Source organism: Larkinella humicola, from assembly GCF_008727875.1.
GTDB classification, from domain to species: Bacteria; Bacteroidota; Bacteroidia; order Cytophagales; family Spirosomataceae; genus Larkinella; species Larkinella humicola.
The window spans coordinates 507,021-531,827 of sequence record NZ_VTWS01000002.1; the positions used below are offsets into that span (position 1 = coordinate 507,021).

Below are 24,807 nucleotides of genomic sequence, written 5' to 3' on the forward strand. Positions count from 1 at the left end.
GGTTTTTCCGGCAAATGTGCTTTAAGAATACGCTACACTTCCATTTTCAACGCCCGGCCGACGTCCTTCTGGTGCAGCCGCCCAATCGGGAGTTCCTGCCCGGCGACCTCGATGTGGCTGGGCGACCAGGCCGAAATCTTGTCGATGGCCACGATGAACGACCGGTGAATGCGCAGAAAATCCCGGCCCGGCAGCATGGCTTCCACCGAACTGATGGCTTGTTTCACCACCAGCGGTTTGGCGTTGGTCGTGATGATTTTGATGTAATCTTTCAGGCTTTCGACGTAGAGAATGTCTTTGGTATAGACCTTCACCATTTTGCGGTCGGCCCGAAAATAGAGAAACGCGTCGCGCTCCGACGGCACCAGATCCTTTTCAACGGACGGCTGATCCGGCTCCGAAATACCGTTCGCCATAGGCTGGGGTTCAAGCCGCATGACTTTGGAAACCGCCCGCAAAAACCGCTCGAACGGAATGGGTTTGAGCAGGTAATCGACCACGTCCAGATCAAAACCGTCCAGTGCGTATTCGCGATACGCCGTCGTGAAAATCACTTTGGGGGGATTCCGCAAACTCCGCAGGAAATCGGTGCCGGAGAGTTTGGGCATTTTAATGTCTAAAAACAGCAGATCGACCGGCATCGACTGGAGCATACTGAATGCCTGAACGGCATTGTGGCATTTGCCGACAATCTCCAGTCCATCAACCAGTTCGATGTACGATTCGATAATTTCCACAGCGTGTGGCTCGTCATCAATCAGCAGACAACGTACGTTCATAAGGATGTGTATTTGTTGTTGTTGTTATTTTTTAAGCCCCTAAATCCCCTAAAGGGGACTTTGACACCGCATAACCCGGATTTTAAAGTCCCCTTTAGGGGATTTAGGGGCTACTTTTTATTTTAAACCGGTAGTTCAGCTACCGGCACCGCATTCGGTTTCAAAACCGCCGACTCCCGGGGTAACCGCAAGGTCAAATCGACCAGAAACGTTTCTTCTTCCGGCTGAATTTTCAGTTCATAACGACCCGGATACAGCAATTCCAGCCGCTTCCGGACGTTCTGCAAGCCGATTCCGCCAACGGAGGTTGCCCCAACGGAGGTTGCCCCTGCCTCCATTGGGGCAAACGGATCGGCATCGCGGCTGTTGACCAACTTGAAGGTCAGCACGTTATCATCGACGGCCAGGTCCAGAAAAATCCAGGCCTGTTCCAGTTGTTCACTGGTGCCGTGTTTGAACGCATTCTCCAGAAACGGAATCAGCAACAGGGGCGCCATCTGTTTCCCCTGCAAATTGCCGTGGAAATTCATCGAAACATCCAGCCGCGAACCGTAGCGCAACTGCTCCAGCCCAATGTAGTTTTTCATGAATGCAATCTCCTTTTCCAGCAACACCTCCGACGCGTTGCAGTCGTAGAGCATATAACTCAGCAATTGCGACAGCTTCAGCACAACCGCCGGCGACTGATCAGATTTTCGTAACGTCAAGGCATACAGATTGTTGAGGGTATTGAACAGAAAGTGCGGATGAATCTGGGATTTCAGCAACTGTAACTCCGCGTTAAATTTTTCTTTTTCAATCTGCCGATACGCCTGCTCTTTCAAATACCAGATTTTGACGAGTTTGATCGCAGCCGCAAAACCGCCCACCGTGATGCCGCCCCGTAATCCCGCCATCAATAAATAGGTTAGACCACCCCCGCGAGCCCGCGACGTACCCAGCCACGAATGCAAGGGCGCAACAACCGAGGTCGACAGAAGGGCCGATGCCGACGCGCTCAGAAATGAAAAAAGAATAACACCAACCACCATTTTCCAATAGGGCCCTTTGTCCAGATAGCGGGGGAATAAAACGTAAATAATACCGTACGACAGAACCATATGGGCCGGCATAAATATCAGTGAACTGACCCCGGAGGAAAAAAAACCCAGAAAGAACGCTTCGGGTTTTCCGTAACCGCGATGCAGGAAATAGGAGATCGGAAAAACACCATACAAAACCGTAAAGTAGAGTTGAACAACTCCCCAGAAAAGCCCATGCCGAGCCAGACGGTAACGCGGCTGGTTGGAAAAGATGAAGTTGGTGTTAGACAGTTGCATACGAGTACCCGATTGCCGACCGAATATAGATAAACGACACCAATCCTGCCACGAATCGGGCGAATTGTAGACGAACGGTAGCCAATCGTCGCCAAATGACTCTTTTCACAGACCTAACTACACTCGTCGCCAGACCCTTGCTGTATCTGTCGGGAACCGTCGCATTGGGCGATAATCCCGGCAGGCGGTTTTTCCCGTGTTTACCTTTGACGCGTCAATTCCGACTAAAACAACAACTACGAACGAACCGCTTCGGCGCTACTACCATGAAAATCAATCCACACTATCGGCGGACGCTATTCGCCACTGCCTTTTTCCTGTCGTTGGCGGCTTTCAGCTTGGGCCAGGGACGACCAAACCGTCCGTCCATCTCGCCCCGCCAGGGCTTCTGGGTCGTGGAATCTCAACCGAAGCAAAACTGCGTCGTGTTTTTCTACAACGATGAGAACCAGCTCATTTACAAAGAAAATCTGGCAAAAAAACGACTCAATCTCAAACAGGCCAAAACCCGGGAGAGTCTGAATGCCGTGCTGGAACAGGCTTTGCAACAATGGACCGTTTCGCAACAACCGGGTGGCGCAGCCATGCCAGTCGATCAGCAATGGCTGGCGACGGAGTTTCGAAAATGACAAGAGAGGTGAGACAAGAGATGAAAGAGGTAAGACAAGAGATGAAAGACGCTCCCCTCAGCCAGCAAGCCTTCGTCTCTTCTCTCTTGTCTCACCTCTCACGTCTTTACTTTAATTTGGTTAAATTGGTTCGAGTCCCCCGGCATGGGCAATCTGCTCCGGGCCGGGGGCTTTTTTGTGCGAAATAATTACCCGATTGCCAGACAGGGAGTTGAATTGGCGTTCGTAATCCGTATTTTCGGACCTCGATCCATCCGTTCTTCATGCAAACCGGCCTTTCCGTTCCCGCAACCCGCACCGAAATTCTGGCGGGCGTTTCCACGTTTCTGGCAACCATGTACATCATCGTGGTCAATCCGGCGATTCTCAGTCAGGCCGGTCTGCCGTTCAGCGGGGTGCTGACGGCCACGGTTCTGCTGTCGTTCGGATGTAGTGTGATGATGGGCCTGTATGCCCGCAACCCGATGGTGGTGGCGCCCGGTATGGGACTGAACGCCTTTTTCACCTTCACCGCTGTCAAAGGCATGGGCATTCGGCCCGAAGTGGCGCTGGGGGCAGTTTTCTGGGCGGGCGTTCTGTTCCTGATCCTGTCGCTTTTCAACGTCCGTTCGGCCATTGTCAGGATCATCCCCAAACCGCTGCGGTATTCCGTTTCGGCCGGTATTGGCCTGTTTATCACCCTGATTGGCTTTGAAAATGCGAAGTTTATTGTGGCCAATCCGGCCACGCTGGTCAGCATCGCCAGCCTGAAAGACCCAATCATTCTGACGTTTATTTTCGGACTTTTCATCACCAGCGTTCTGGTGATCCGGCAAGTGCCGGGAGCCATTATCATCGGTATTTTGCTCACTACCCTGGCCGCACTACCCATTGGCCGGTGGTGGGGCGATGCGTCGGCGGTGAATTTCGGACAAAAAACGCTGGTCAATTTTCAGGGGCTTTTTGCCACCCCGGATTTCAGTCTGATCGGCAAACTGGATCTGGTCAACTCCCTGCAATGGTCGCTCTGGCCGGTGATTTTTGCCTTTGTTTTCACGGATCTGTTCGACAGTTTGTCCACCTTCGTGGGCGTGGCCGAAGCCGCCGATCTGTACGACGAAGACGGCAATCCGCGCAACCTCAACCGCTCACTGACGGTCGATGCCGTGGCCACGACGATGGCGGGTTTGCTGGGCACCAGCCCCGGAACGGCCTACATCGAATCGGCGGTGGGCATTGCGCAGGGCGGGCGTACGGGTTTGACGGCCATTGTGGCGGGTTGCCTGTTTTTGCCGTTCCTGTTTCTATCGCCTTTGTTGTCGGTGATTCCGGCCATTGCCACTGCCCCGGCGCTGGTGCTGGTCGGTGCTTTCATGATGAAACCGATTACCAAAATCAACTGGGGCCGGCTGGACGATGCCTTACCGGCGTTTCTGGCACTGGTGCTGATTCCGTTCAGCTACTCGATTACGCAGGGAATTATCTGGGGGTTTCTGACCTGGACGGTCGTCAAACTGGCCATTGGCCAATCAAAAGAGGTGCCGGTCGGTTTATTGCTTGTCGATTTATTCTGCATTCTGGCGCTCTTTTCCGGACACTGATCGTCACGGAAGCATGGCCACCAGTTCCACTTCCACCAGCGCCGTTTCTTCGTACAGCCGTTGAATCTGAACCCAGGTTGCTGCCGGGAAATCGTTGTTGTAATACTTTTTGCGAACGTCGTTGTGCTTTTTCATTTCCTCGATGTTGGTCGTGTATAAATTCTCTTTGACCACGTTCTGAAAAGTAGCCCCGTAAAAAGCCAGTGTTTTCTGAAGACCCTTGTACACGTTCGTCAGCGCCGAAGCCGCTTCGCCACCGCCCACGGTTCCCGAAATGTAAATGGTTTTGCCGACCCGGACGGCCTGCGCATAGCCCGCTCCATCTTCACCGGCTTTCCCAAAATGAAATTTCTGTTTTTCAATTGCATTTTGGCCGGATTGGGCATTCACTCCATTAAAAACAACGGTCGAAAACAGGACAAGGGTGGAAATGACAAATTTTTTCATCGTATTTTAGTTGTTTAACAGCAAAATGATGCGGCAGGAAATATACAAAACGATTCGTCTGAATACGGTATTGATCAAAGGGATATTTTTGTTCTGGGTGGTTTTCGTCCCTCTTTCGGTTCAGGCCCAACGGTATGATGCGCAGCCGATTACGGCACTTCTGGGTGCTTTCGACGAAGAAGTAAAACTGGTTCAGCAATCCCTCAAAAATCCAAAAACGCAGACGCTCAACGGCATTACCTTCATGACGGGCCAGATCAACGGGCATGACGTCGTGGTTGCCGAAACCGGGATTGGCAAAGTAAATGCCGCCATGACGACGGCGTTTGTGCTGGCTTATTTTAAACCCAAACAGGTTCTTTTCACGGGCATTGCGGGCGGCACCAATCCCGATCTTCAACCCGGCGACATCGTGATTGCCCGGCAAACTGCTCACCACGATTATCACTCCATTACCTTCCAGCAACAGCCCACGAACCAGACCCGCAATGCCATCACGAAAGACATGAATCCGACCTACTTCCCCGCCGATTCGATCATGATGCTGGCAGCACAGGAAGCCGCCAAAACCGTTTCGTTCGAGAGCATTCCGACCACCCGGCGGCCGCCGTCGGTGGTCGTGGGCACGGTGGTGACAGGCGATCAGTTTATCGCATCCGACGAAAAAGTCGCCAGTCTGTGGTCGGAATTCAAGGCTGACGCCACCGAAATGGAAGGCGCGGCTGTGGCGCAGGTTTGCTACCAGCAACAGGTTCCCTGCCTGGTGATCCGGAGTTTGAGCGACAAAGCCAACTCCAACGCCCGGCAGGATATGCTCACCTTTTTCAAGATTGCCGCCCGCAATTCGGCCAATCTGGTGATGACCATTGTGGGGAAACTGTAATCCGGTTGGGATTTGAGAACCGTGCTTGGTATCAGATTCCAGGAAACGGCATTTGGACCCTTCGTTCCGGTAGTTGATGGCTGGAATTCGCCGGGATGAAATTACAAGCTAAGAAGGGTCTGGAAGCCGTCGCGCAAAATTCCCAGATCGGAACCAATGGCCAGACAGGAAAAACCGGCTTTTCGAAGGTCCGGTACGTCAGCCGGGTTTCGCACCAGAATCCCGGCCTGCTTCCCGTTCTTTCGGGCCGCCTGACTCACCCGTGCCAGGGCGTCGGTAAATGGTAGGGACGGTTTTGATGGACAACGCACGGCTAAATCCAGTTTCAGATCCGCTGGACCCACAAAAAGCACATCGACCCCCGAAACTCCAGCAATCGCTTCGGCATTCATAACCCCTTCATAGTCTTCCAGTTGGGCCATAAAAACCGGAGCGGACAGTTCCTGAATGGCTTTGGACGCACGCAGTCCGTAGGCATACGCCCGCACCGAACCGGAATACCCGCGGGTTCCGTGGGGCGGATAGCGCATGGCGGCCACGCAGGCTTCCGCCTGCGCCGGAGTCGAAACGTGGGGGAGCATAATGCCCGACGCACCCCAGTCCAGCGCCCGGGCAATCAGCGCCGGATCGAGGCTGCCCACCCGAACCATGAGCGTAACCTCCGGATTTCGGACGGCCTGCAAATTCGTCAGCAACCCGCTTTCCGTCAGACAGCCATGCTCCAGATCGAACAGCAGCCAGTCCAGCGAACACGCCCCGGCCAGCTCGGCAATAACCGGTGAACCCGTTGACAACCAGGTTCCCAAACCCAGTCGACGGGCATTTTTCTTTTCGAAGGAATTCATAAATCAGCGATCGTTTTATGGCCTTGCAAACCCAGCATCGCCGTTCGAATCCGGTCTTTGGTGAAGCTTTTCAGGGATTGTCCCGACGATCCGGCTCCGATCAGGAAAAAATCGTCCTGCCGGTCGAAGTACCCCGCTCCCACCCGGATAACGGCTTTGACGATCATATTCCGAAGCAGATGCAGCCAGAAACGCGGCAGGAATTGTTCCGGTAATTCCCGGATGGTCTGATAACCCGTCAAAACGGCCTTGATGAAGTCGCCGGAATGAAAACAGGCCAGCAGTGCCAGGTCGTCCGTGGGGTCACCCGAAATGGTGTCGTCCCAGTCGATGACGGCTTTTAGTTGGTCCGGCGTTCCCAGCATGTTCCACAACGCCAGATCCTTATGAACCAGACAACCGGTTTTCAACGCCAGCAAAGCGTCGTTTTCATCAACAAGATCCTGTACGTCAAGGCTTTCTTCGTTGGTCAGAAACTGGGCGTTCGTCAGAAAATTCAAGTGACGTACCCAATTCAGCCGGAAATAAGCGCGGTACGTTTCGTGTAAACCGATTAGCCGACCGGTTTTTCGAAGCAGCTCCGGATCAAAAGGGCCGAAATTTTCAGGTGAAATTTGCTGCCAGCGGGCCAGATTGACTCCAATTTCGTGCGCAATAGCGTGTTCGTTCAACGCCCCTTTTTTGTGTAACGCGTTCAAATCCGGCGCATCGATAAACGCCAGAATCTGGTACGCAAAAGGCACCTTCGACCGGGACGCATCGACGGCAAAAACCGCTGGCGTCGGCACCCCGGTTTGGCGAACCTGATCCAGAACGGCAGCTTCCACGTCCATATACTCATCTTTTTCCGGCCCATTTTCCAGCCGCAGAAAATACGTTTCTCCGCGGTGCGTCGCCAGATACGTCAAATGATTGCCCTGACCGCCCGCTGGTTGCAGTGTAAAGGAAGAATCCCCAAAATGGGCCTGCAAAACCGTTCGTAAGGCATCTTCTACGTCCTGATCCGGTACGGAAGCCTGTGGCGTTATCAGACTGTAAAAAGCGGAAGGCCGGTCGCATTTCCAATAATAAATCTGTTGCCGATTCGCCATCCTAGTTTTCGTTCTTAGCCTCTGCCCTGGCTTCCAGCGATTGGCTAATCACCTGTTTGGCTTTGGCGTTCGGCGTCACAAAACCGCCCTTCAGAACATCTTCTTCCGTAAACCGGGCCAGCAGAATTTCGCCACCCGTACTCCGTTTCCGGCCCCGGTCGTAGGAAATATACAGGGTGCCGTCGGGTGCCTGAACACCATCGGGATACGTTACCATTTTCCGTTCATCCAGCAGCAAACCGCCCTGCCAGGTCTGCCCGTCGTCGTCAGAAAGATACGCCGTCAGATGTGACCGGGCGATTTTGCCATCCACTTTGGCGTGCTTGACCAGCAGCAAACGGCCCGACTGCAAACGGCGGATAAAATGCCGGGCGTTGGTGTTTTCAATCGCCGACTTCTGGGGTTCCGACCAGGTTTTCCCCTTGTCGTTGGAGTAGCTTTCCCAAAGTCCTTTGGCCGTGCGGGTGGTCAGCCAGAGTGTGCCGTCGCGCCGTTCGATGATGTGCGATTCGTCGTAGTCGGGCTGCGGAAACCGTACCCCGCCCCGGCGTTCCCAAGTGCGACCTTGATTACTGGAAATGAATACGTTAGCCATCCGGAGCGAATCCAGTTCATGGTGCGCTTCCCGATACGGAGAAGCCGGGTCCATCGCAATGATTTTCTCCCGGTTCCAGAGTGAAATCACCAGCAGCCAGTCGCCGTTGGCCAGTACGGTGGGCTTGTTCAGGGAGCAGCCGTGCCAGATTCGTTGCGGTTTCGACCAGGTGGGTTTGTCGCTGTCCGGGTTATCGCAAATGGTGTACCAGTTACCGGCACGACCGTCGAAAAACGTCATCGACTGGTCGAAGAAAAGCCAGAGACGACCTCGCGGATCAGTCCACAAGGTTCCTACAATGGCCCGGCGGCTTTCGCCCAGCGACGCATCGTGCGGATCGATCACGGCACGCAGTTTCGACCAGGTTTTGCCGTTGTCGTCGCTGGTGGTCAGCGCAAAAAACGCTTCTTCGTTGTCGCCCCCGCCCACCCAACAGGCCCAAAGCCTTCCTTTGGGCGTTCGCTCGAGGCCGATGGTCATGTTGAAATCCAGCCGGTCCAGATCATATTCTGCCGACGGAACGGTATTGACAACCGGTGGCACCAGGGCCGGATCGACCGGTTTTTGAGCCTGCGCCTGAAGCGAAAAAGCAGCCATCGACAAGCCGATTATCAGACAATAAAACTGTATTCTTAGCAGGTGATTCATACCATCATTACCTAAAATCCGCATACGGTATTTTCATGAAATAGTGCCTAATACCGTCTTCCATCGCGAGATAGAGCACTTTTTGGGTGTCGTCGGCAAAGCCGTCGGGGTAGCAGATCATGGCGGGATTGTGTTCAATTTTCTCCATCGTAGCGGTATTCTCAATGGTCGCCAGCCGGATTTTTTTCGACCAGGTTTTACAACCGTCTTTGGAAACCCAAAGCGACACTTCGCTTCGATCTTTGCATTGATTCCCGATCAGCAAAACGTCTTGCCCGACCTTCAGCAACGTAATTTTTGAATTTCCATTGGGAATGTCGCTCGGCGCAACTTTCGTCCAGGTACGACCAAAATCCCGGCTTTCGGTTCGGTACAGGACGCCGGTTCCGGAAGCCCGCATCAGCATTACCAGATGCCCGGGTGCCACTTCAACCGTGTTGGGTTCCCAGAGCATTCCCAGATCTTCGCGCTTGTGATAGCCGTGCATTTCGATGTTTTTCCAACCCGGCTTGCAGATTAACGCCGAAACGCAGAACGGCCATTTTTTATCTTCGATCAACTTCTGACGGCTAAATTTCTGGGTAAACCCGTCGGCCTGTTCCTGACAGAAAGCGGAGAAAAACCATTCGCCGTTGGACATAACAAAGCCGCGTCGCAGCGTAAAACTGCTGGCAAAACCCGGCAGGCTCACCGGCTCCGTCCAGGTTTTGCCGGCGTCGGTACTGACGGTCGTGAAGGTTTTCAGGTTGTTATACCAGGTCGGCGCGTCGAACGTATTGACCGGCACAAACACGGCTTTATCGGACACAAACAGTTCCGGCGACCAAACCGCCCGGGTCGGATGGTTCAGAAACGGTTCCGGCGACGACCAGGTTTTGCCTTCGTCGGTGCTGCGGGTGGAAACCACAAAATTGCCGTTGTCGGGTTCCCAAGGGCCACCCGTGTAGTGCAGACAGAGAAGCGAGCCGTCGGGCATCCGTCGCAAAACCGGCTCCCGCGACCAGCCGTCGCCATTTTTCTTAAAATCATTGATCAAAACCGGCGGATAGGCAAACACCAGGCCGTTGAGTTTCACCTCGCTTTTCTGAGCTTTCAGTTGAAAAACGGAGCCCAAAAGGAGCAACACGACCAGAAACCGTCGGATATGGGACGAACGTATTTTCATCGAATTAAAGAACAAACAGGTTAGAAGGTTAATAGCCCGGATTTTGGGTTAACGCAGGATTCAGGTCGATTTCCCGTAGTGGAATTGGCAGGAGTAGCTCATTTTCCGTCATTTTGAAACTGATACCCTTACTGGCAAAATGTGCATTCATGACCTCGATGGCGCGGCCCGTACGCACCAGATCAAACCAGCGTTGCCCTTCAAACAGGAACTCCACTTTCCGTTCTTTCTCCAGCGCCAGCCGAACCGCCGGTTTATCCAGTCCGGTCAGATCTGCCAAACCGGCGCGTTTGCGCACCTGGTTGATGTAAGGCAGCGCGTCAGCGGTTTTGTCCTGCTCGTTGAGGGCTTCGGCGTACATCAGCAGCACGTCGGAAAACCGCGAAACCGGGTAGGTAACATTGCCATCGGACACGTTGATTGCGCTGAAATCCACAAACTTTAACCCATACCGGCTATACACTTTCGTGCCCCCCAGCAAGGTGATCGTATCATGAACAGAGGCCGCTTTTCGCCGATCCGCTTTTTCAAATGCGTTAAAGGAATTCAACGTCGGCACCATTCGCCCACCGCCACTTTGGTTATTGGGAAACAGCAGCATATTGGACAGAGCTGGCGTAAACTGCACCGAATATAAATTGCCCAGATTGGACCCGGAGACAAACTTGATTTCAAAAATAGACTCAACTAAATTATTGTTTCCCTTGACCACCAGCGATTTATAATCGGGCACTAAGGCATACTGCTTTTCGTCGATAACTTCTTTCAGTTTCGCAGCCGCCAACGCATAGTCTTTTTTGGTCAGGTACACTTTTCCCAGCAGCGTTTTGACGGTTCCTCTGGAAACCCGGCCTTTATCGGCATTCAAGCTCGCGGGCATCAGCGACTCGGCACTGATCAGGTCATCAAGGATGGTTTTGTAGACTTCCTCCTGCGGTTTTAGCGATAAATCAGTGGCCGCAATATTGCCGGGACTTCGGAACTCCACGTCGGCAACCGGCACCCGGCCGAACAACTGCACCAAATAAAAGTAACTCCAGGCCCGGAAAAACCGGGTTTCTCCGATAATCCGATCCCTTGTCACCGGGTCGAACGAAGCGCCTTTGATGCGGTTTAAAATGGTATTACAGCGGGCAATGGTGTACAAACCCACGTTCCAGGTCGCCAGCACCGTGGCGTTGGCGGCCGTAACGCTGTTGTCGTCGAACTCCACTTCGGCGGCCGTTGGCGCCAGCCACTGGAGTTCGGCATTGTCCGTTGCCAGTTCGTTGATATAATGCAGATTACCGGTATGAAATCCTTTGAATGAGCTGTAAACCCCCAAAAGAGAACTTTCAAAATCGGCCGCTGTGCGGTAGAAACTCTCGTCGTTAATCTGGTTCTGGGGTTGCAATTCCAGAAATTCTTTACACGACGTACTTGAAATCATGACCAGAAAAACGGCCAGTATCGTGCTTAGTTTATATAGCATTTTCGGTTTCATAATCGTATTCGATAATGTTTTTTAAAAAACCCGGTAGCATTATTTAAAAGCGACCCGTAACCCCAATGTGGCAATGCGCGGAACCGGATAGGAATAAAAATCGATGCCGGATTTGGCGATGTTATCTCCACCGATGCTGGCTTCCGGGTCAAAACTGGGGTACTTTGTGAAGGTGTAAGCATTGGTCACATCCGCAAAAAGGGTAAACGTCTGAAGGCCAAGCCGACCGGCGAGCGCGGTTGGGAATGAATACGAAAGATTGATGTTCCGGATGCGCACGTACGAGCCGTCGAACAAATACCGCGACGACATGCTGTTTCCCCGGGCATAATCGTTCCGGATTGCTCGCGGAAGCAGGCCGTCCCCGGGATCTTCGGCCGATTTCCAGCGACGTTCGGCCAGGGCAAGCTGGTTCTGCACGCCCGCAACGTTCAACTGGGTTTCACCCGCCTGAAGATAAACCAGGTTCCCTTCCGTACCGATCACACTGACATTCAGGGAGATATTCCGGAACGTGAATTTGTTATTGAAACCCCAGGTATATTTTGGCCACGGATTTCCGACGATTTTCTTGTCCGCATCCGTAATCCGTCCATCCTTATTGACATCTTCAAACCGCAGGTCGCCCGGTTGGGTGGCCGGATGCACCAGCGGGCTGGCTTTGATCTCTTCCTGCGTCCTGAAAACGCCCAGCGCATTGAGCATGAAGAAGCTGGAAATGGGCGAACCGACCTGACTGACCTGATACGGCGAGTTGACAATCCGGGAGCTGGACGTGCTGAGTGCCAGTACCTTGTTCCGGTTGGTGCTCAGGTTCAGATTGGTGGTCCAGGAAAAATCTTTCCCCCGGATGTTTTCCGAACTCACCGTCAATTCCAGCCCTTTGTTCTCCACTTCGCCGATGTTCTGAATGGACGAGTCGAAGCCGGAAGCCGCCGGTAGCAAGGTGTTCAACAACAGCCCTTTTTTGACGTTTCGGTAGGCATCGACGGTGAACGACAGGCGGTTTTTGAACAGGGAAATATCGAGTCCGATGTCGGCCTGAAGCGACTTTTCCCAAGTAAGGTCGTCGTTGGCCAGGCTTTGGGGCGTAATGCCCAGCACAATACCGCTGGTGGTGACGTAACGCGACGTTCCGAGGAGTCCGATGTGGGCGTAGTTGCCGATCAGGTTATTCCCGGATGTTCCATAACTGGCTCTGATTTTCAGGTCATTGACAAACGTAAGGCCCGCCATAAACGGCTCATCGGACAGGCGATAGCCCAGCGAAAAGGATGGAAAGGTTCCCCATTTGTGATTCGCTCCAAACCGCGAACTGCCATCCCGACGCACCGTTGCCGTCAGCAAATACCGCCCATTGAAGGTGTAGTTGACCCGGGCCAGCATCGACAGCATCGACCATTCGGAGACGAAATTCGTCCCCGCATTGACGTTCCCGCCCGACAGAAACGGAATGTAATCGGTCGGAAAATCGGACGCGCCAGCCTGCAGAATGTCGTCCGAATTCTTCTGAACCGTAAACCCGACCACGCTGTTGAAATTGTGCTTTTCACCCAGCATCCGCTGAAAACTGAGCGTGTTTTCGTTCAGCCAGTTCAGACTTTTGCTGACATACGCACCAGCCGTGGGCGGCCCGGTCAGGTTGAAACCGTCGCCAATCCGCGATGACTTCCAGATGCGGTTATTGTTGGTGGTGTAGTTGACGCCCACCGACGATTTGAGCCGCAACCCGCTCATCAATTCATACTCCAGATAGTTGTTAGTGAAGATGTTAGCTGCATTGCGTTTATCGGTAAATTCGCGCACAATCACCAGCGGATTCTCGACCGGAACGCCCATCGGATCAACCAGTTCGGAATACGGATTGCCGTTCTGATCGTAAACCGGGGCCAGTGGCGAGCTGGACAAGGTGGCCGCCAGCAACCCGCGCTGCCCGACGGTTCCTTCGGCGCGGGCAAAATTGCCGTAAGAATATGATCCGGCAAAGGAAGCGCCCAGTTTCAGGCGTTTGGTCAATTGTGCGTCGATGTTGGTGCGGAGGGTGAATTTCTTCAGATTGGAGCCGATGATGATCCCTTCCTGATCGAAATAACCGCCCGAAACGTAATAATTGATGTCGTTGGTGCCACCGCTGGCCGAGAGCTGGTAATTCTGGACCGTCGCCGGCCGGAAAATCACATCCTGCCAGTCGGTTCCTTCGGTGGGCAGCAACTGCGGGTTCCGGTAGTCCGGTCGCACCCACTGGGGCTGACCGCGCACGCTGTTGGGATCGGAGGCTTTCCCGCCCAGATACACCCAGGCGTTGTCGCGACCCTCGGCCACCATCTGCGCAAACTGCTGCGGATTGAGCATATCCAGTTTCTTCGCCAAGGTCTGAACGCCCACCGACGACTCCAGGTTGATGCTCGTTTTGCCCTGTTTGCCGCGCTTGGTCGTGATAATCACTACGCCATTGGCACCGCGTGAACCATAAATCGCCGTGGCCGATGCGTCTTTCAAAATCTCAACCGACTCGATATCAGACGGATTAATGGTACTCAGCGGATTAATTTTCGTCGTCGACGCATTCGTGGCCATGCCGCTGGCCGAGTAGGAATTTCCGGTGAAGCTGCTCAAATCCGACCCTCCGCCCATCGAACCGATGGCGTATCCGTCGATGACATACAAAGGCTGATTGCCGCCCGTGATGGAACTGATGCCCCGAATGACGACGTTGACGTTGCCGCCCGGCGCACCCGTGGTCTGGGTAATCTGCGCCCCGGCCACCTTACCCTGCATCATCTGATCGAAACTGGCGGCCGGGACGGGCAACAGGTCTTTTCCGCTCAGGTTGACAATCGAACCCGTCAAATCCTTCTTTTTCTGCGTCCCGTAGCCCACCACCACGACCTCATTCAAGGTTTTCTGGTCGGGTGCCAATTGCACATCGATGGTGTTCCGGTTGCCAATCGTCACTTCCTGATTCAGGTACCCGACGAACGAAAAGACCAGCACCAGCGCCGAGGTGCCGGCATCGTCGGGCACGTTGAGCCGAAATTCACCGTTTCCGTCGGTCGTGGTTCCCCGCGTGGTTTTCTTCACCACCACACTAACCCCCGGCAGACGTTCCCCGGTTTCGCTTTTCACACTCCCCGTCAGGACCCGGTCCGCAACGGGCGCTTTCGCCGGGGCCGTCAGGGGAAGTTCGGCGGTGGCGGTTCCCCTTTCCGTGGCGCCATTCGACGGTGTTGGCAGGGAGAGCGCAGAATCCGGAAGCCGGGTCTCGGCATCGGCCACTTTCCGCGCCTTTTTGTCGCCAATGACCAGGTACGAACTGCTGTTTACTTTTTTGTACCGCAAACCCAGCGGCCGCAACACATTGCCGAGATTTTTTTCGAGCGTCGCTTTCGGATTGATGGCTTCCGACGTAACCGTAAACCCTTCTACGGCACGCAGTTCGAACATGATATCGACCCCGTAGGTGTTCTTCAGATCGTTCAGTACGTCTTTGAGTTGCCGAACCGTTCCCCGCGGGATTTCAACCGGTTTTTGCCGCATCGGACTGGCCAGCGCCAGGGACTGCGACCAGCCCGGCCGGAGCCCAAAAAGCAATAAGATGAACAGAAGCCCCGCTTGTGGAGCCCTTCGTAAAGGATTTACCATAGAAAGTAAGGGTTTAGAAAGTCTGGTTTAGTTGTCCATTAACTGGACATGATTGCCCTGCCGGACCACATTAATATCCAGCAATTCCGAGATGGATTGCAACAATTGATCGACATTGTCGGCCCGAAATGACCCCATCAGCACCCGTCCGGCCAGTTTCTGGTCTTTGATATCGACCTGTAAACCGTAGTTTTCTTCCAGCAGATAGGCCACTTCCTGCAAAGGCGTTTCCTCAAAAACGAACCGCTTTTCGCCCCAGGCCGGATGCAGTTGGGTTTGTTTCATCGTTTTCAGGGCAATGTGGTTCTGCGGGTCGAGCGTTACCAGTTCGCCGGGTTTCATCAGCACCTGCTTTACGGTTTGCCCGGTTTGCACCTGCACCTGAACTTTCCCTTTGTTCAAGGTTACTTTGGCTCCGCGTTTTCGGGCAAAAACGCTGAATTCCGTTCCCAGCACCACCACTTCGAAATTCTTGACGGTTTTGACGACAAACGTCTGATCGTCGGCGGTGTGGGTCACCGAAAAATTGGCTTCGCCGGTGAGCAGCACTTCCCGGATGCGCGTCCCAAATCCCCAGCGGGGTACGCGCAAGGTCGAATTCGCATTCAGGAGCACGGCACTTCCGTCGGCCAGTTGCAGCGAACGGGTTTCGCCAAATCCCGTTTCGTAAGTTTGATACCGGATTGAATTGCGGAACAAAAAAGCACCGACGCTGACCAGCAGCAGAAAGGAAGCCGCCACCAGCCAGGGCCTGATCGACCAGCGGTTTTGCACGGGCACAACCACTGTTTCGGCGGTATCGACGGCGTCGGTTTGCGGATTGTCTTTCAAAAAAGCCGTGTAACGCTGAAGCGCGCCGTCGGTTTGGGTCAAATACTGCGGATGCAAATTTTCCCACTCTTCCAGCCATTCGTAGTAGCGCTCTTCGTTTGCTTTTTCCTGAAGCCACTGCGCAATCAACTCCCGCTGCAGCGGAGACGTCTTCCGGGCGAAGTGGTTAAATAGCAAACTTTTGTTGACTTCCGATTCCATTTCCTGCTACCTGCTGTTTATTCATAAGACAACTTTTCGGCAAAAGCACCTTAGTGGTTCTAGGAATCTGCCCCTAAATCCCCTAAAAAGGACTTTTCAAATCCGGATTAGCCGCGTCCAAGTCCCCTTCAGGGGATTTAGGGGCTACACATCCACAGGGCCAGCAAAATCAGCCAGTGCTCTTTCAATCCTTTCCGAATAATGCTCAGGGCCTTCACCATGTGCACCTCGACGGTTTTGATCGAAAGACCCAGTTCGGTTGCGATGGTCTGGTATTTTTTCCCTTCAAACCGGCTCAGCAGAAATACTTTCCGGCATTGCGGAGGCATCGATTCAACCAGATCTTCGACCCGGTGAAAGACTTCTTCAAACTGAATAATCTGGTCGGGGCGCTGGCTGGGGGCGCTTTCCTGGGCGTCGGCGGTTTCGAGGTCTTCCAGCTTTTTGAACTCCAGGCGCAGGTAATTGTAGGCTTCGTTGCGAACACTGCGAAACAGGTAATAGCGGTAGGAGTCGGTAACGGATTCGTAGGCTTTTGTTTTCCAGAATTTACAAAAAACATCGCTGACGAGGTCTTCTGCCGTCTCTTTGGAGTAGACAAACCGGACGGCATGGCTGCACAGCGCCTGGTGATACCGCCGAAAAAGCAGCTCGCATCCTTTTTGCGGGTTCTCACTGAACGTCCGCCGAATAACCCATTCGGCATCCAGCCGAGCCGGTTTTTCATCCCCTGGCGCGATTTCCAGACCAGGGTCATTCCCGGGAGAGGTAATCGTCGGAACTGGCGGGTTGGCAGAATCGAACCGTTGACGGGTTTGCATAACCTTAAATTAAAACGAACGGGCTTTGAAAGAGACCATGCTTTAGTAAGAAAGACAACTTTTTACCAAAACCACCTTAGTTGGTTTTAAAAATTTCTCGAATAAAGTTAAAAACGGTTGTGATTGTGATCAATTACGCAGTCAGAGGGCGCTCCTCCGGAGCTTAGGGCCGTCGTAGCAGGGATTGTTTGCTATTGACAGGAAATCCCTCCGGGATTGAGGGTGCCGCTTGGGATAGGATGTGCATTACCCAGGAGGGTTTTTCTGTCAAAAGTCGGCTTGTTTGCTATTAACAGGGATTCCCACCGGGATTGAGGGTGCCGCTTAAGATAGGATGTGCATTACCCCGGAGGGGTTTTCTGTTAATAGTAGACGGAATTCTGTCGATATCATTAAGCTCCGGAGGAGCGTACTGCTTATTAACGATTCCCGTCATCAATCCACTCAAACAGGTATTCCGTCTCAAACGGCACTTCAAATTTTTCCAGCAGTGTAAGGTATTCCTCCCGAAACGTGTGCTTCCGGTGAGGTTCTTCCTGATTTAAAATATAGCGGACAACCGCACCAACCTGAGAATGAGAATAGGTAAAAGCCCCATACCCTTCCTGCCAGTAAAATGGAATTCGTGTCCAGCGTTTTCCTTTATAAAAGCTGAAGTCGCTGTTTTTATATCCTTAACCAGACTGGCAATGGTTAAGGTGGGAGAAAATCCAACCAATAAATGGACATGATCGGGCATGCAATGGATTGCCAGTAACTTAGCGCCCCTATTGTGTACAATCCCCGTTGCATAGCGATGCAATTCTTCTTTGTGCTCCCGTGGAATAAGACTGTGACGGCCTTTAACGGCAAAAACAATCTGTACGTAAAGCTGCGTTTACGTATCCGCCATAACCAGAATGCGTTTAATGACTTCTATTAGACATTATTTTAAAACCGAAGTCACTTGGTTAAATTGGTATCCGAAATTATAACTCTTGATTAGCACAAGAAAATGACTGCGTCAGTCCCGTCGTAAACTGAAAACCGTAAACCGAAATAACGTAACCGCTAAATCTTTACTTTTACGCAAACTCCTTAACTCCTTCCTCCGTGCGTAAATTTTTCATCGGTTTCCTGCTCTTTCTGGTTGCGGTCGTCGTGCTGGGTGCGGGCTACGGCTACTACAACAGCCGCGACCGGCATCCCCGTTATACACTCGACCTGAACATTCCGGCTCCTGCCCAGGCCCAGTCGCTTAAAGTCGGTTTTTCGGCACTGAAAATCACCCCCTACCTCCCCGACCGCTGGACGGATAAAAACAAGGACGCGGCTTATAAACCGGACGATGGCGACACCTTTACCGACGGCAACAACAACGGCGAATTTGATGCCTACTGGATGGCCGGATTCAGCCAGAAACGCGCAGCCAACGGCGTTCACGACGATTTGTGGGCGCGGGCGATGGTGATCGACGATGGCAAAACCCGGCTGGCCATCGTGGCCGTCGACCTGCTCGGCTTCACGCACAAAAACGTCATCAATGTCCGGAAATCCATTCCCGCCAGCGCGGGCGTTACCTATTCCATCGTGTGCAGCACCCACACCCACGAAGCGCCGGATTTTCTGGGGATGTGGGGCGGCAGTGTTTTGAAAAGTGGCGTAAACAAAGCCTATGAACTCTTTGTTGAGCAGCAGGTGACGCGGGCCATCGTGCAGGCCGTCGAAAAGCTGCGACCGGCGCGGCTGCGGTTTGCGCAGGATTTGACCGGTGCGGATTCGCTGCTGATGGATACCCGAAAACCGCTGGTGAAAGACGCCGGTTTGTATAGCATGCAGGTGCTGGATGCGGTGAAAGACAGCACCCTGGGAACGCTTGTCGTCTGGGGAAATCACCCCGAAACGTTGTGGAGTAAAAACACGCTGCTGACCTCCGATTTCCCGCATTACGTTCGGGCGTATCTGGAAAAAGGAATCTCGCAGGGCGATTCGGTGGTGCAGAAGGGATTAGGTGGCACCGTGGTGTATGCGTCCGGCTGCGTAGGCGGATTGATGACGACCTCGCCCAAAGTGACCATTCAGGACCCGCTGACGGGTGAGCGGTTTAAGGAGCCGACGTTCGAGAAAGCCGATGCGCAGGGAAAACACCTGGCAATGCTGATTTACAAGTCGTTGCAGCAAGACACCACAACAACCCGGCCGGCCGACATCCGGTTGAAAGCGCACACGATCGAAATCCCGCTGGACAATAAACTGTTCCGGCTGGCGGTCGGCCTGGGTGTTCTGGATGCCGGTTTTAGCAGTTGGGGGAACTTCCGGAGCGAAATTGCGGCTTTCCGTTTAGGGGAAGCGTCTTTTTTGTGTGTTCCGGGGGAAATCTATCCCGAAATCGTCAACGGCGGGGTTGAAAATCCGGTGGGGGCCGACTTTGGCATTCAACCGGTCGAAACTCCTTCGCTGCGAAAGTTGATGCCGGGGAAATACAAATTTGTGATCGGATTGGCAAATGATGAACTGGGCTACATTATTCCGAAGAGTGAATGGGATACGGAAGCTCCGCATATCTACAATCAGAAGGACAAACCGTATGGCGAAGTCAATTCCACCGGACCAGAAACCGCTCCCAAATTATACCGGGCTATGGCCAAATTATTGCGCGATTTATAGCAAAAAAAGTAGTTGATTGCTTTATTTTCCGGCAGCTATTATTTTCAATCGTAAACGATTCAACTCCTGTAACATTACTTGGTATGCGGATTTTACTTGTTGAAGATGAACAGGAAGTAGCTTCATTTATTAAAAGCGGTTTGGAAGACTACGGCTTCGAAGCCGATGTGGCCGGCGACGCTTTGCAGGCTCAGGTGATGCTGGCCAACACCGACTATCCTACCATCATTTTGGATGTAAATCTCCCGGTGATCAACGGTTTTGAGCTGTGTAAACTCATCCGTAGCCGCTACGAAGACGTGTCGATTCTGATGCTGACCGCTATGGGAAGTACGGAAAGTAAACTGAGCGGTTTTGACGCCGGGGCCGACGATTACCTCATCAAACCGTTCGAATTTCGGGAGCTGGTAGCCCGGTTGCGGGCTTTGAATCGCCGGAGAAGCACCAATCCGTCGGATGCCACGGTGCTGAAAATCGCAGATCTGGAACTGAACCAGCAGAGCAAAACCGTCAAACGCGGCACCCAGAAAATCATTCTGACCGCCCGCGAACTGGCGCTGCTGGAGTTCTTTATGAAAAACCAAAACAAAGCCCTTTCCCGCAATGAGATTACCGAAAAAGTGTGGGATGTCAACTTCGATACCGGCACCAACGTAGTCGATGTCTATGTGAATTATTTACGAAAAAAAATCGACAAGGATTTCTCCCCCAAACTAATCCATACCATCACCGGCATTGGCTACATCATGCAGGAATCCGAAGAATAGCAGATGAAAATAAGAGCGCGTATTTCGGTTACTTTCCTGATTATTGTCGCCACCAATCTGGTGCTTTTTTCACTCGCGATCTATTTTATTTCTGAATATTTCCGGCAACGCGATTTTTATTACCGGCTGGCCGACAAAGCCCGTATCACCGCCCGTTTACTGATTGAAGAGGACGAAGTCGATCCGGCTATTCTTCGTTTAATTGAACGCAACAACCTGACGTCTCTGCCCGAAGAACACATCGTCATTTACGATCAGCAAAACAAACAGATTTATGCCAGTGCCGACACCGCGCACGGTATTGCGAGCCAACGCGACCTGCTCGACCGCGTTCGCAAACAGAAGCAACTCTACATGCGTCGCAACACCCGGGAAATCGTCGGCCTGGCCTACTCCTATCAGCAACAGGAATACGTGATCATTGCCACCGCCTACGACGAATCCGGGCTGACGGAAATTGCGCATTTGCGGAATATCCTCGGTTTTGGGCTCGTTTTCAGCCTTTCGCTGGTAGGCATTTCGGGCTGGATGTTTGCAGGCCGTTTTCTGCAACCGATTTCCAACGTGATCCGGCAGGTGGATCGCATCACGGCATCGAACCTGAACATGCGGGTGGATGCCAGCGATAACAGCGATGAGATTGCACAACTGGCCAACACCTTCAACTCGATGCTCGACCGGGTGCAGGAAGCGTTTGAGGTACAGCGGAATTTTGTGGCCAATGCCTCCCACGAACTCCGGACCCCCCTTACGATCATTACCGGCCAGATCGAAGTGACACTCATCAAAAAGCGCACGGTTGAAGAACACGAAGCCAAATGGATCGCCGTTCTGGACGTGATCAAACGGCTGAACGTCCTGTCGAACAATTTGCTGGAGCTGACGCAGGTGAGCCTCGACGATGCGCCCATCAAGTTTCACGAAGTGGCACTGGACGAAGCCATCTACCAGGCTACCAAGATGTTGACCACCCGCCGACCGGATTACCAGGTCATTTTTTCCTTCGAAACCGAAACCATTCATTCCTCGCTCACGGTTCAGGGCAGCCTGGCGTTGCTGATTTCAGCGTTCGTAAACCTGATGGAGAACGGGTGTAAATTTTCGGCCAACAACCGGGTTGAAGTGATTCTGGGGGCGGATGAGCGGTGGGCCACCATCCAGTTCAAAGACGAAGGGATTGGAATCGACGCGGCCGACATCAAGCACATCTACGAGCCTTTCTTCCGGGCCGAAAATGCCAAACGAATCCTGGGCTACGGTATTGGCCTGCCCCTGACCTACCGCATCATTCAGCTTCACCGCGGGCAGATCTCCGTTGCCTCCAAAATCAACGAAGGCACGACCTTTACATTGAAGCTACCCAAGACGTTCTAATCGTTTCCTAATTGACTTCTAATCGACTTCTCATCGACTTCTAATTACCTCCTAATTACCTGCTTTCCATACGGTTGTAAATTTGTACCATCACAAGGAAGGTTAGTTACTACGATAATAAAGTACATAAGTCCAGTTCATATAGACCCATTGGCCGTCAATGGGTTGTGGCATTTAGTCCCCTGGAGTTTGCGCTGGATCGTAAAAAACCGTCCAACTAACTCACACAAACTACATAGAGCTATGATGGTCGACACTGAAAATACCGAAAAAAAATCGAGTAAACTCGTTAACTGGGGTACGGTTTGGGGAATGATCTTCGCCACCATCGCCCTCGACGTTTACCTTAATTACCGCGAAAACACCCAGGATAAAGAAATTTATCGCACGAAATACGAAGTCAAGGCATCGGAAGCGGACTCGCTGCGGGCCGTGAAAGTTGAGTTGGAAAAGCGGTTACTGGAACTAAACCAGCGCGAAACCACCGCGGTCGACGTCAGTAGCACCAACTGACCAGCCCGGTTTGACCGCGTTGCGATCTTTCCATTTAACTTCATCCAACCATTTATTCATCATGAAAACAACACAAAAAAACTTTCAAATCGTTGATTTGAGCAACGTGGAAGGCGATATTAAAGGAGGTGTTGTTTCATTTCTGGTAGCCGTCCCGCTTTGTCTGGGAATTGCCCTGGCTTCCGGAGCGCCCCTTTTTTCAGGAATCATTGCCGGGATCGTCGGCGGTCTGGTAGTCGGTCTGTTCAGTCGTTCGGCGGTGAGTATCTCAGGGCCTGAAGCCGGACTGATTGTCGTTGTGCTGGCTGCCATCGAGTCGCTGGGTTCCTTTCCGGCTTTTCTGCTGGCAACCTTCCTGGCCGGTGTTCTCCAGATTGGGCTGGGGTACATGCGGGCCGGGATTGTCAGCAACTTTTTCCCTTCGTCGGTCATCAAAGGCATGCTGGCCGGGATTGGCGTTATTCTGATTATCAAGCAAATACCTCATCTGGTCGGCTACGATACGGATTCGGCCGAAGAGATTTCACTTTTTCAGCCCGATGGATTCAACATCGTTAGCCAGTTTCAGGCCGCCATCGGACAACTCAACGGCGTCGCTTTTTTGATTGCCGTCGTGTCGCTGGCGATTCTACTCCTGTGGGAACGACCGGTTTTTAAAAAGAACAAAATCCTGAAAAACATCCCGGCAGCTCTGGTGGTGGTGGTGTCGGGCATTGCCATCAACGGGTTGATCGGGATTTTTCTGAGTGACTGGGCCCTGAAAGGCAACCATCTGGTGCAATTACCGGTGCCCGATAGCCCGGCGGCTTTTGTCGATCTGTTTACGATGCCCGATTTTGAACAATGGACGAATCCGCAAGTCTACACAGCGGCCGTTTCCATTGCGTTGGTAGCCAGCCTGGAAGCCCTGCTGTCGATTGAAGCAACGGATGAGCTGGACCCGCTGAAACGCAAAACGTCTACCAACGCCGAGCTGAAGGCGCAGGGAATCGGCAATATGGTGAGTGGACTCATTGGAGGCATTCCGCTGACGTCCGTCATTGTCCGGAGTTCAGTTAGCATCAACGCCGGTGCCCGGACGAAGCTCGCAGCCCTGGTACACGGAACGTTGCTGCTGGTGTGTGTGATTGCTTTGCCGACGGTCCTCAACCGGATTCCATGGGCGGCACTCGCATCGATTTTGCTGATCACCGGCTACAAACTAACGCGTGTTCGGATTTTCAAGCAGCTTTTTGAGGAAGGTATCGCCAAGTTTCTGCCTTTCGTCGTCACCGTCGTTGCAATTCTGATGACGGACTTACTGACCGGCATCGGCGTCGGGATGATCGTCGCCCTATTTTTCATTCTGCGGGAAAATTACCTCAACGCCCACAAAATGGAAACCTTTCAGGACAACGGGCAGGAGCACATCCGCATCAGCCTCGGCGATTATGTTTCGTTTTTGAGCAAAGCCAGCATAGTGAAGCTGCTGACGAATGTGCCGGAAAACGCCATTGTGGAAATCGACAGCAGCCATTCGTCGTACATCGACAGCGACGTGATGAACACGATTCAGAATTTTAAAGAAACCGCCCACAAACGCAACATCCGTCTGGTTTTTCTGCGTGAACCGGCTGATTATAAACCCGTTCCGGAATCGGTCATTGCCATGCGCAACCGGCACCTGCGGGAAATCGAAGAAATGAACTAGCACCGGCTTTCCGGGCTTTCCCCTCAATAATTAGCGTAGTCCTATCTTTGTGTGATAGAAGACCGATGACCCTGACCGCCCTTGCAGTCAGGGTCATTTTTTGGTTGGCAACCAGCAGCCCAGCGAGACGGTGAAACCGTAGGTGTTTTCGTTCGGTTTGGACGACGCCAGCGTCGAGGGATATTGGCTCAACCCGTATTGAAGCCGGGCATCTAAAAAGGTGGTGAGTCGCCCGATTGCCATCTCAATTCCACCACCACCCCAGACAGCCGCTTCGAGCCGACGCCTGAAAAGAACCTGGTCTCGAAAAACCTCGGAGCCATTGGCCGTAATCGCCAGCCTGCCGCCTAATGCATATCCCAGACTGGGGCCAAACAATCCGTAATAGGCCCAGCGATTCGTCACCTTCCGGCGATAAGAAATCAATACCGGAAGCTCGGCAACTTCATAGTGTAAAACGAGCTTCCCGGTTCCGGCAGGCACACCGATTGCATCGGTATAATCTACACCTGACCGCCAGCCCTTCTGAATGACCGATGGTTCTGCCCGAATTGACCAGCGATTTTTCAGAACCATCTCAACAGGAACCGCAATAGCAAACCCCCTCGCCAGGGAACGGTCGGCGAAAGAATTCCGGGTGTGAACCGTCGACCAGTGAGTACCCGCCCGCACACCGATCTGTACCTGAGCGTGCAGTTTTAGCGAAAAAATCGCAAGAATAAAGGACAGATAGAAAAGCTTTTTCATCCGGATCAGGCGTTGTTTGTCTGATAAACGATGAATCTGATTTTGTTCATATCACCGTCGATAAATATCCTTCAAGCGGTTTAACATTTGCCAAATCTTTGGGTTTATGCA

20 protein-coding genes and 1 pseudogene are annotated in these 24,807 nt (G+C 52.8%); 8 read left to right on the forward strand and 13 right to left on the reverse strand.

Going from position 1 to position 24,807, the window contains the following annotated elements; translation table 11 throughout:
- Positions 1–32: 32 nt before the first annotated feature.
- Together F0P93_RS10015 and F0P93_RS10020 are read right to left on the reverse strand one after the other, a co-directional pair.
- Entirely contained in the window at positions 33–779 is a 747-nt protein-coding gene (locus F0P93_RS10015; protein ID WP_150876216.1) for a LytR/AlgR family response regulator transcription factor, read from the reverse strand.
- 122 nt (positions 780–901) lie between these two features.
- Positions 902–2,098, reverse strand: a complete 1,197-nt coding sequence (locus tag F0P93_RS10020) for a sensor histidine kinase (protein ID WP_150876217.1) — start codon at positions 2,096–2,098, stop codon at positions 902–904.
- Positions 2,099–2,364: 266 nt separating this feature from the next.
- Here F0P93_RS10020 and F0P93_RS10025 point away from each other — a divergent pair, with 266 nt between their 5' ends.
- On the forward strand, positions 2,365–2,727 hold the full coding sequence (locus tag F0P93_RS10025; protein ID WP_150876218.1) for a hypothetical protein: 363 nt from the start codon (positions 2,365–2,367) through the stop codon (positions 2,725–2,727).
- Between the two features lie 263 nt (positions 2,728–2,990).
- Complete coding sequence (locus tag F0P93_RS10030; protein WP_150876219.1) at positions 2,991–4,307, forward strand: NCS2 family permease; 1,317 nt, start codon at positions 2,991–2,993, stop codon at positions 4,305–4,307.
- 3 nt (positions 4,308–4,310) lie between these two features.
- Here F0P93_RS10030 and F0P93_RS10035 read toward each other — a convergent pair whose 3' ends face one another.
- On the reverse strand, positions 4,311–4,754 hold the full coding sequence (locus tag F0P93_RS10035) for a RidA family protein (protein WP_150876220.1): 444 nt from the start codon (positions 4,752–4,754) through the stop codon (positions 4,311–4,313).
- Between the two features lie 28 nt (positions 4,755–4,782).
- Between F0P93_RS10035 and F0P93_RS10040 the strand changes: the two genes are divergently transcribed.
- Entirely contained in the window at positions 4,783–5,637 is an 855-nt protein-coding gene (locus tag F0P93_RS10040; protein ID WP_150876221.1) for a 5'-methylthioadenosine/adenosylhomocysteine nucleosidase, read from the forward strand.
- A 101-nt stretch (positions 5,638–5,738) separates the two neighbouring features.
- On the opposite strand, the gene F0P93_RS10045 is transcribed toward F0P93_RS10040, so the two are convergent.
- The 9 genes and pseudogenes from F0P93_RS10045 to tnpA form a co-directional block, all read right to left on the reverse strand.
- Entirely contained in the window at positions 5,739–6,482 is a 744-nt protein-coding gene (locus F0P93_RS10045; RefSeq protein WP_150876222.1) for an HpcH/HpaI aldolase family protein, read from the reverse strand.
- Positions 6,479–7,573, reverse strand: a complete 1,095-nt coding sequence (locus F0P93_RS10050; RefSeq protein WP_150876223.1) for a phosphotransferase family protein — start codon at positions 7,571–7,573, stop codon at positions 6,479–6,481. The genes F0P93_RS10045 and F0P93_RS10050 overlap by 4 nt, the downstream gene beginning before the upstream one ends.
- Before the next feature lies 1 nt (position 7,574).
- A complete protein-coding gene (locus F0P93_RS10055) occupies positions 7,575–8,765 on the reverse strand; it encodes a sialidase family protein (RefSeq protein ID WP_225309436.1) in 1,191 nt (396 codons plus the stop codon).
- A 58-nt stretch (positions 8,766–8,823) separates the two neighbouring features.
- Entirely contained in the window at positions 8,824–9,981 is a 1,158-nt protein-coding gene (locus F0P93_RS10060; protein ID WP_150876225.1) for an exo-alpha-sialidase, read from the reverse strand.
- A gap of 28 nt (positions 9,982–10,009) precedes the next feature.
- A complete protein-coding gene (locus F0P93_RS10065; protein ID WP_225309437.1) occupies positions 10,010–11,464 on the reverse strand; it encodes a RagB/SusD family nutrient uptake outer membrane protein in 1,455 nt (484 codons plus the stop codon).
- Positions 11,465–11,503: 39 nt separating this feature from the next.
- Positions 11,504–15,106: a SusC/RagA family TonB-linked outer membrane protein gene (locus F0P93_RS10070; RefSeq protein WP_225309438.1), complete on the reverse strand. Its 3,603-nt coding sequence runs from the start codon at positions 15,104–15,106 to the stop codon at positions 11,504–11,506.
- Positions 15,107–15,133: 27 nt separating this feature from the next.
- Complete coding sequence (locus F0P93_RS10075; RefSeq protein ID WP_150876226.1) at positions 15,134–16,138, reverse strand: FecR family protein; 1,005 nt, start codon at positions 16,136–16,138, stop codon at positions 15,134–15,136.
- A 137-nt stretch (positions 16,139–16,275) separates the two neighbouring features.
- On the reverse strand, positions 16,276–16,959 hold the full coding sequence (locus tag F0P93_RS10080; protein ID WP_150876227.1) for an RNA polymerase sigma-70 factor: 684 nt from the start codon (positions 16,957–16,959) through the stop codon (positions 16,276–16,278).
- Positions 16,960–17,378: 419 nt separating this feature from the next.
- A pseudogene (gene tnpA, locus F0P93_RS10085) lies at positions 17,379–17,818 on the reverse strand (IS200/IS605 family transposase).
- A gap of 233 nt (positions 17,819–18,051) precedes the next feature.
- Here tnpA and F0P93_RS10090 point away from each other — a divergent pair.
- From F0P93_RS10090 to F0P93_RS10110, 5 genes are all read left to right on the forward strand, one after another.
- Positions 18,052–19,605 carry a neutral/alkaline non-lysosomal ceramidase N-terminal domain-containing protein gene (locus tag F0P93_RS10090; protein ID WP_150876228.1) on the forward strand — a complete coding sequence of 518 codons (1,554 nt, stop codon included), beginning with the start codon at positions 18,052–18,054 and terminating at the stop codon, positions 19,603–19,605.
- Between the two features lie 83 nt (positions 19,606–19,688).
- Positions 19,689–20,372 (forward strand): response regulator transcription factor, encoded by a 684-nt coding sequence (locus F0P93_RS10095; protein ID WP_150876229.1) that lies wholly within the window; start codon positions 19,689–19,691, stop codon positions 20,370–20,372.
- Positions 20,373–20,375: 3 nt separating this feature from the next.
- Positions 20,376–21,746, forward strand: a complete 1,371-nt coding sequence (locus F0P93_RS10100) for a HAMP domain-containing sensor histidine kinase (protein WP_150876230.1) — start codon at positions 20,376–20,378, stop codon at positions 21,744–21,746.
- Positions 21,747–21,989: 243 nt separating this feature from the next.
- The gene (locus F0P93_RS10105) at positions 21,990–22,259 is read left to right on the forward strand and encodes a hypothetical protein (protein WP_150876231.1); all 270 of its coding nucleotides are present in this window, start codon (positions 21,990–21,992) and stop codon (positions 22,257–22,259) included.
- A 61-nt stretch (positions 22,260–22,320) separates the two neighbouring features.
- Positions 22,321–23,949, forward strand: a complete 1,629-nt coding sequence (locus F0P93_RS10110; protein WP_150876232.1) for a SulP family inorganic anion transporter — start codon at positions 22,321–22,323, stop codon at positions 23,947–23,949.
- Positions 23,950–24,042: 93 nt separating this feature from the next.
- Here F0P93_RS10110 and F0P93_RS10115 read toward each other — a convergent pair whose 3' ends face one another.
- Complete coding sequence (locus F0P93_RS10115; RefSeq protein WP_150876233.1) at positions 24,043–24,696, reverse strand: porin family protein; 654 nt, start codon at positions 24,694–24,696, stop codon at positions 24,043–24,045.
- Between the last annotated feature and the right edge of the window lie 111 nt (positions 24,697–24,807).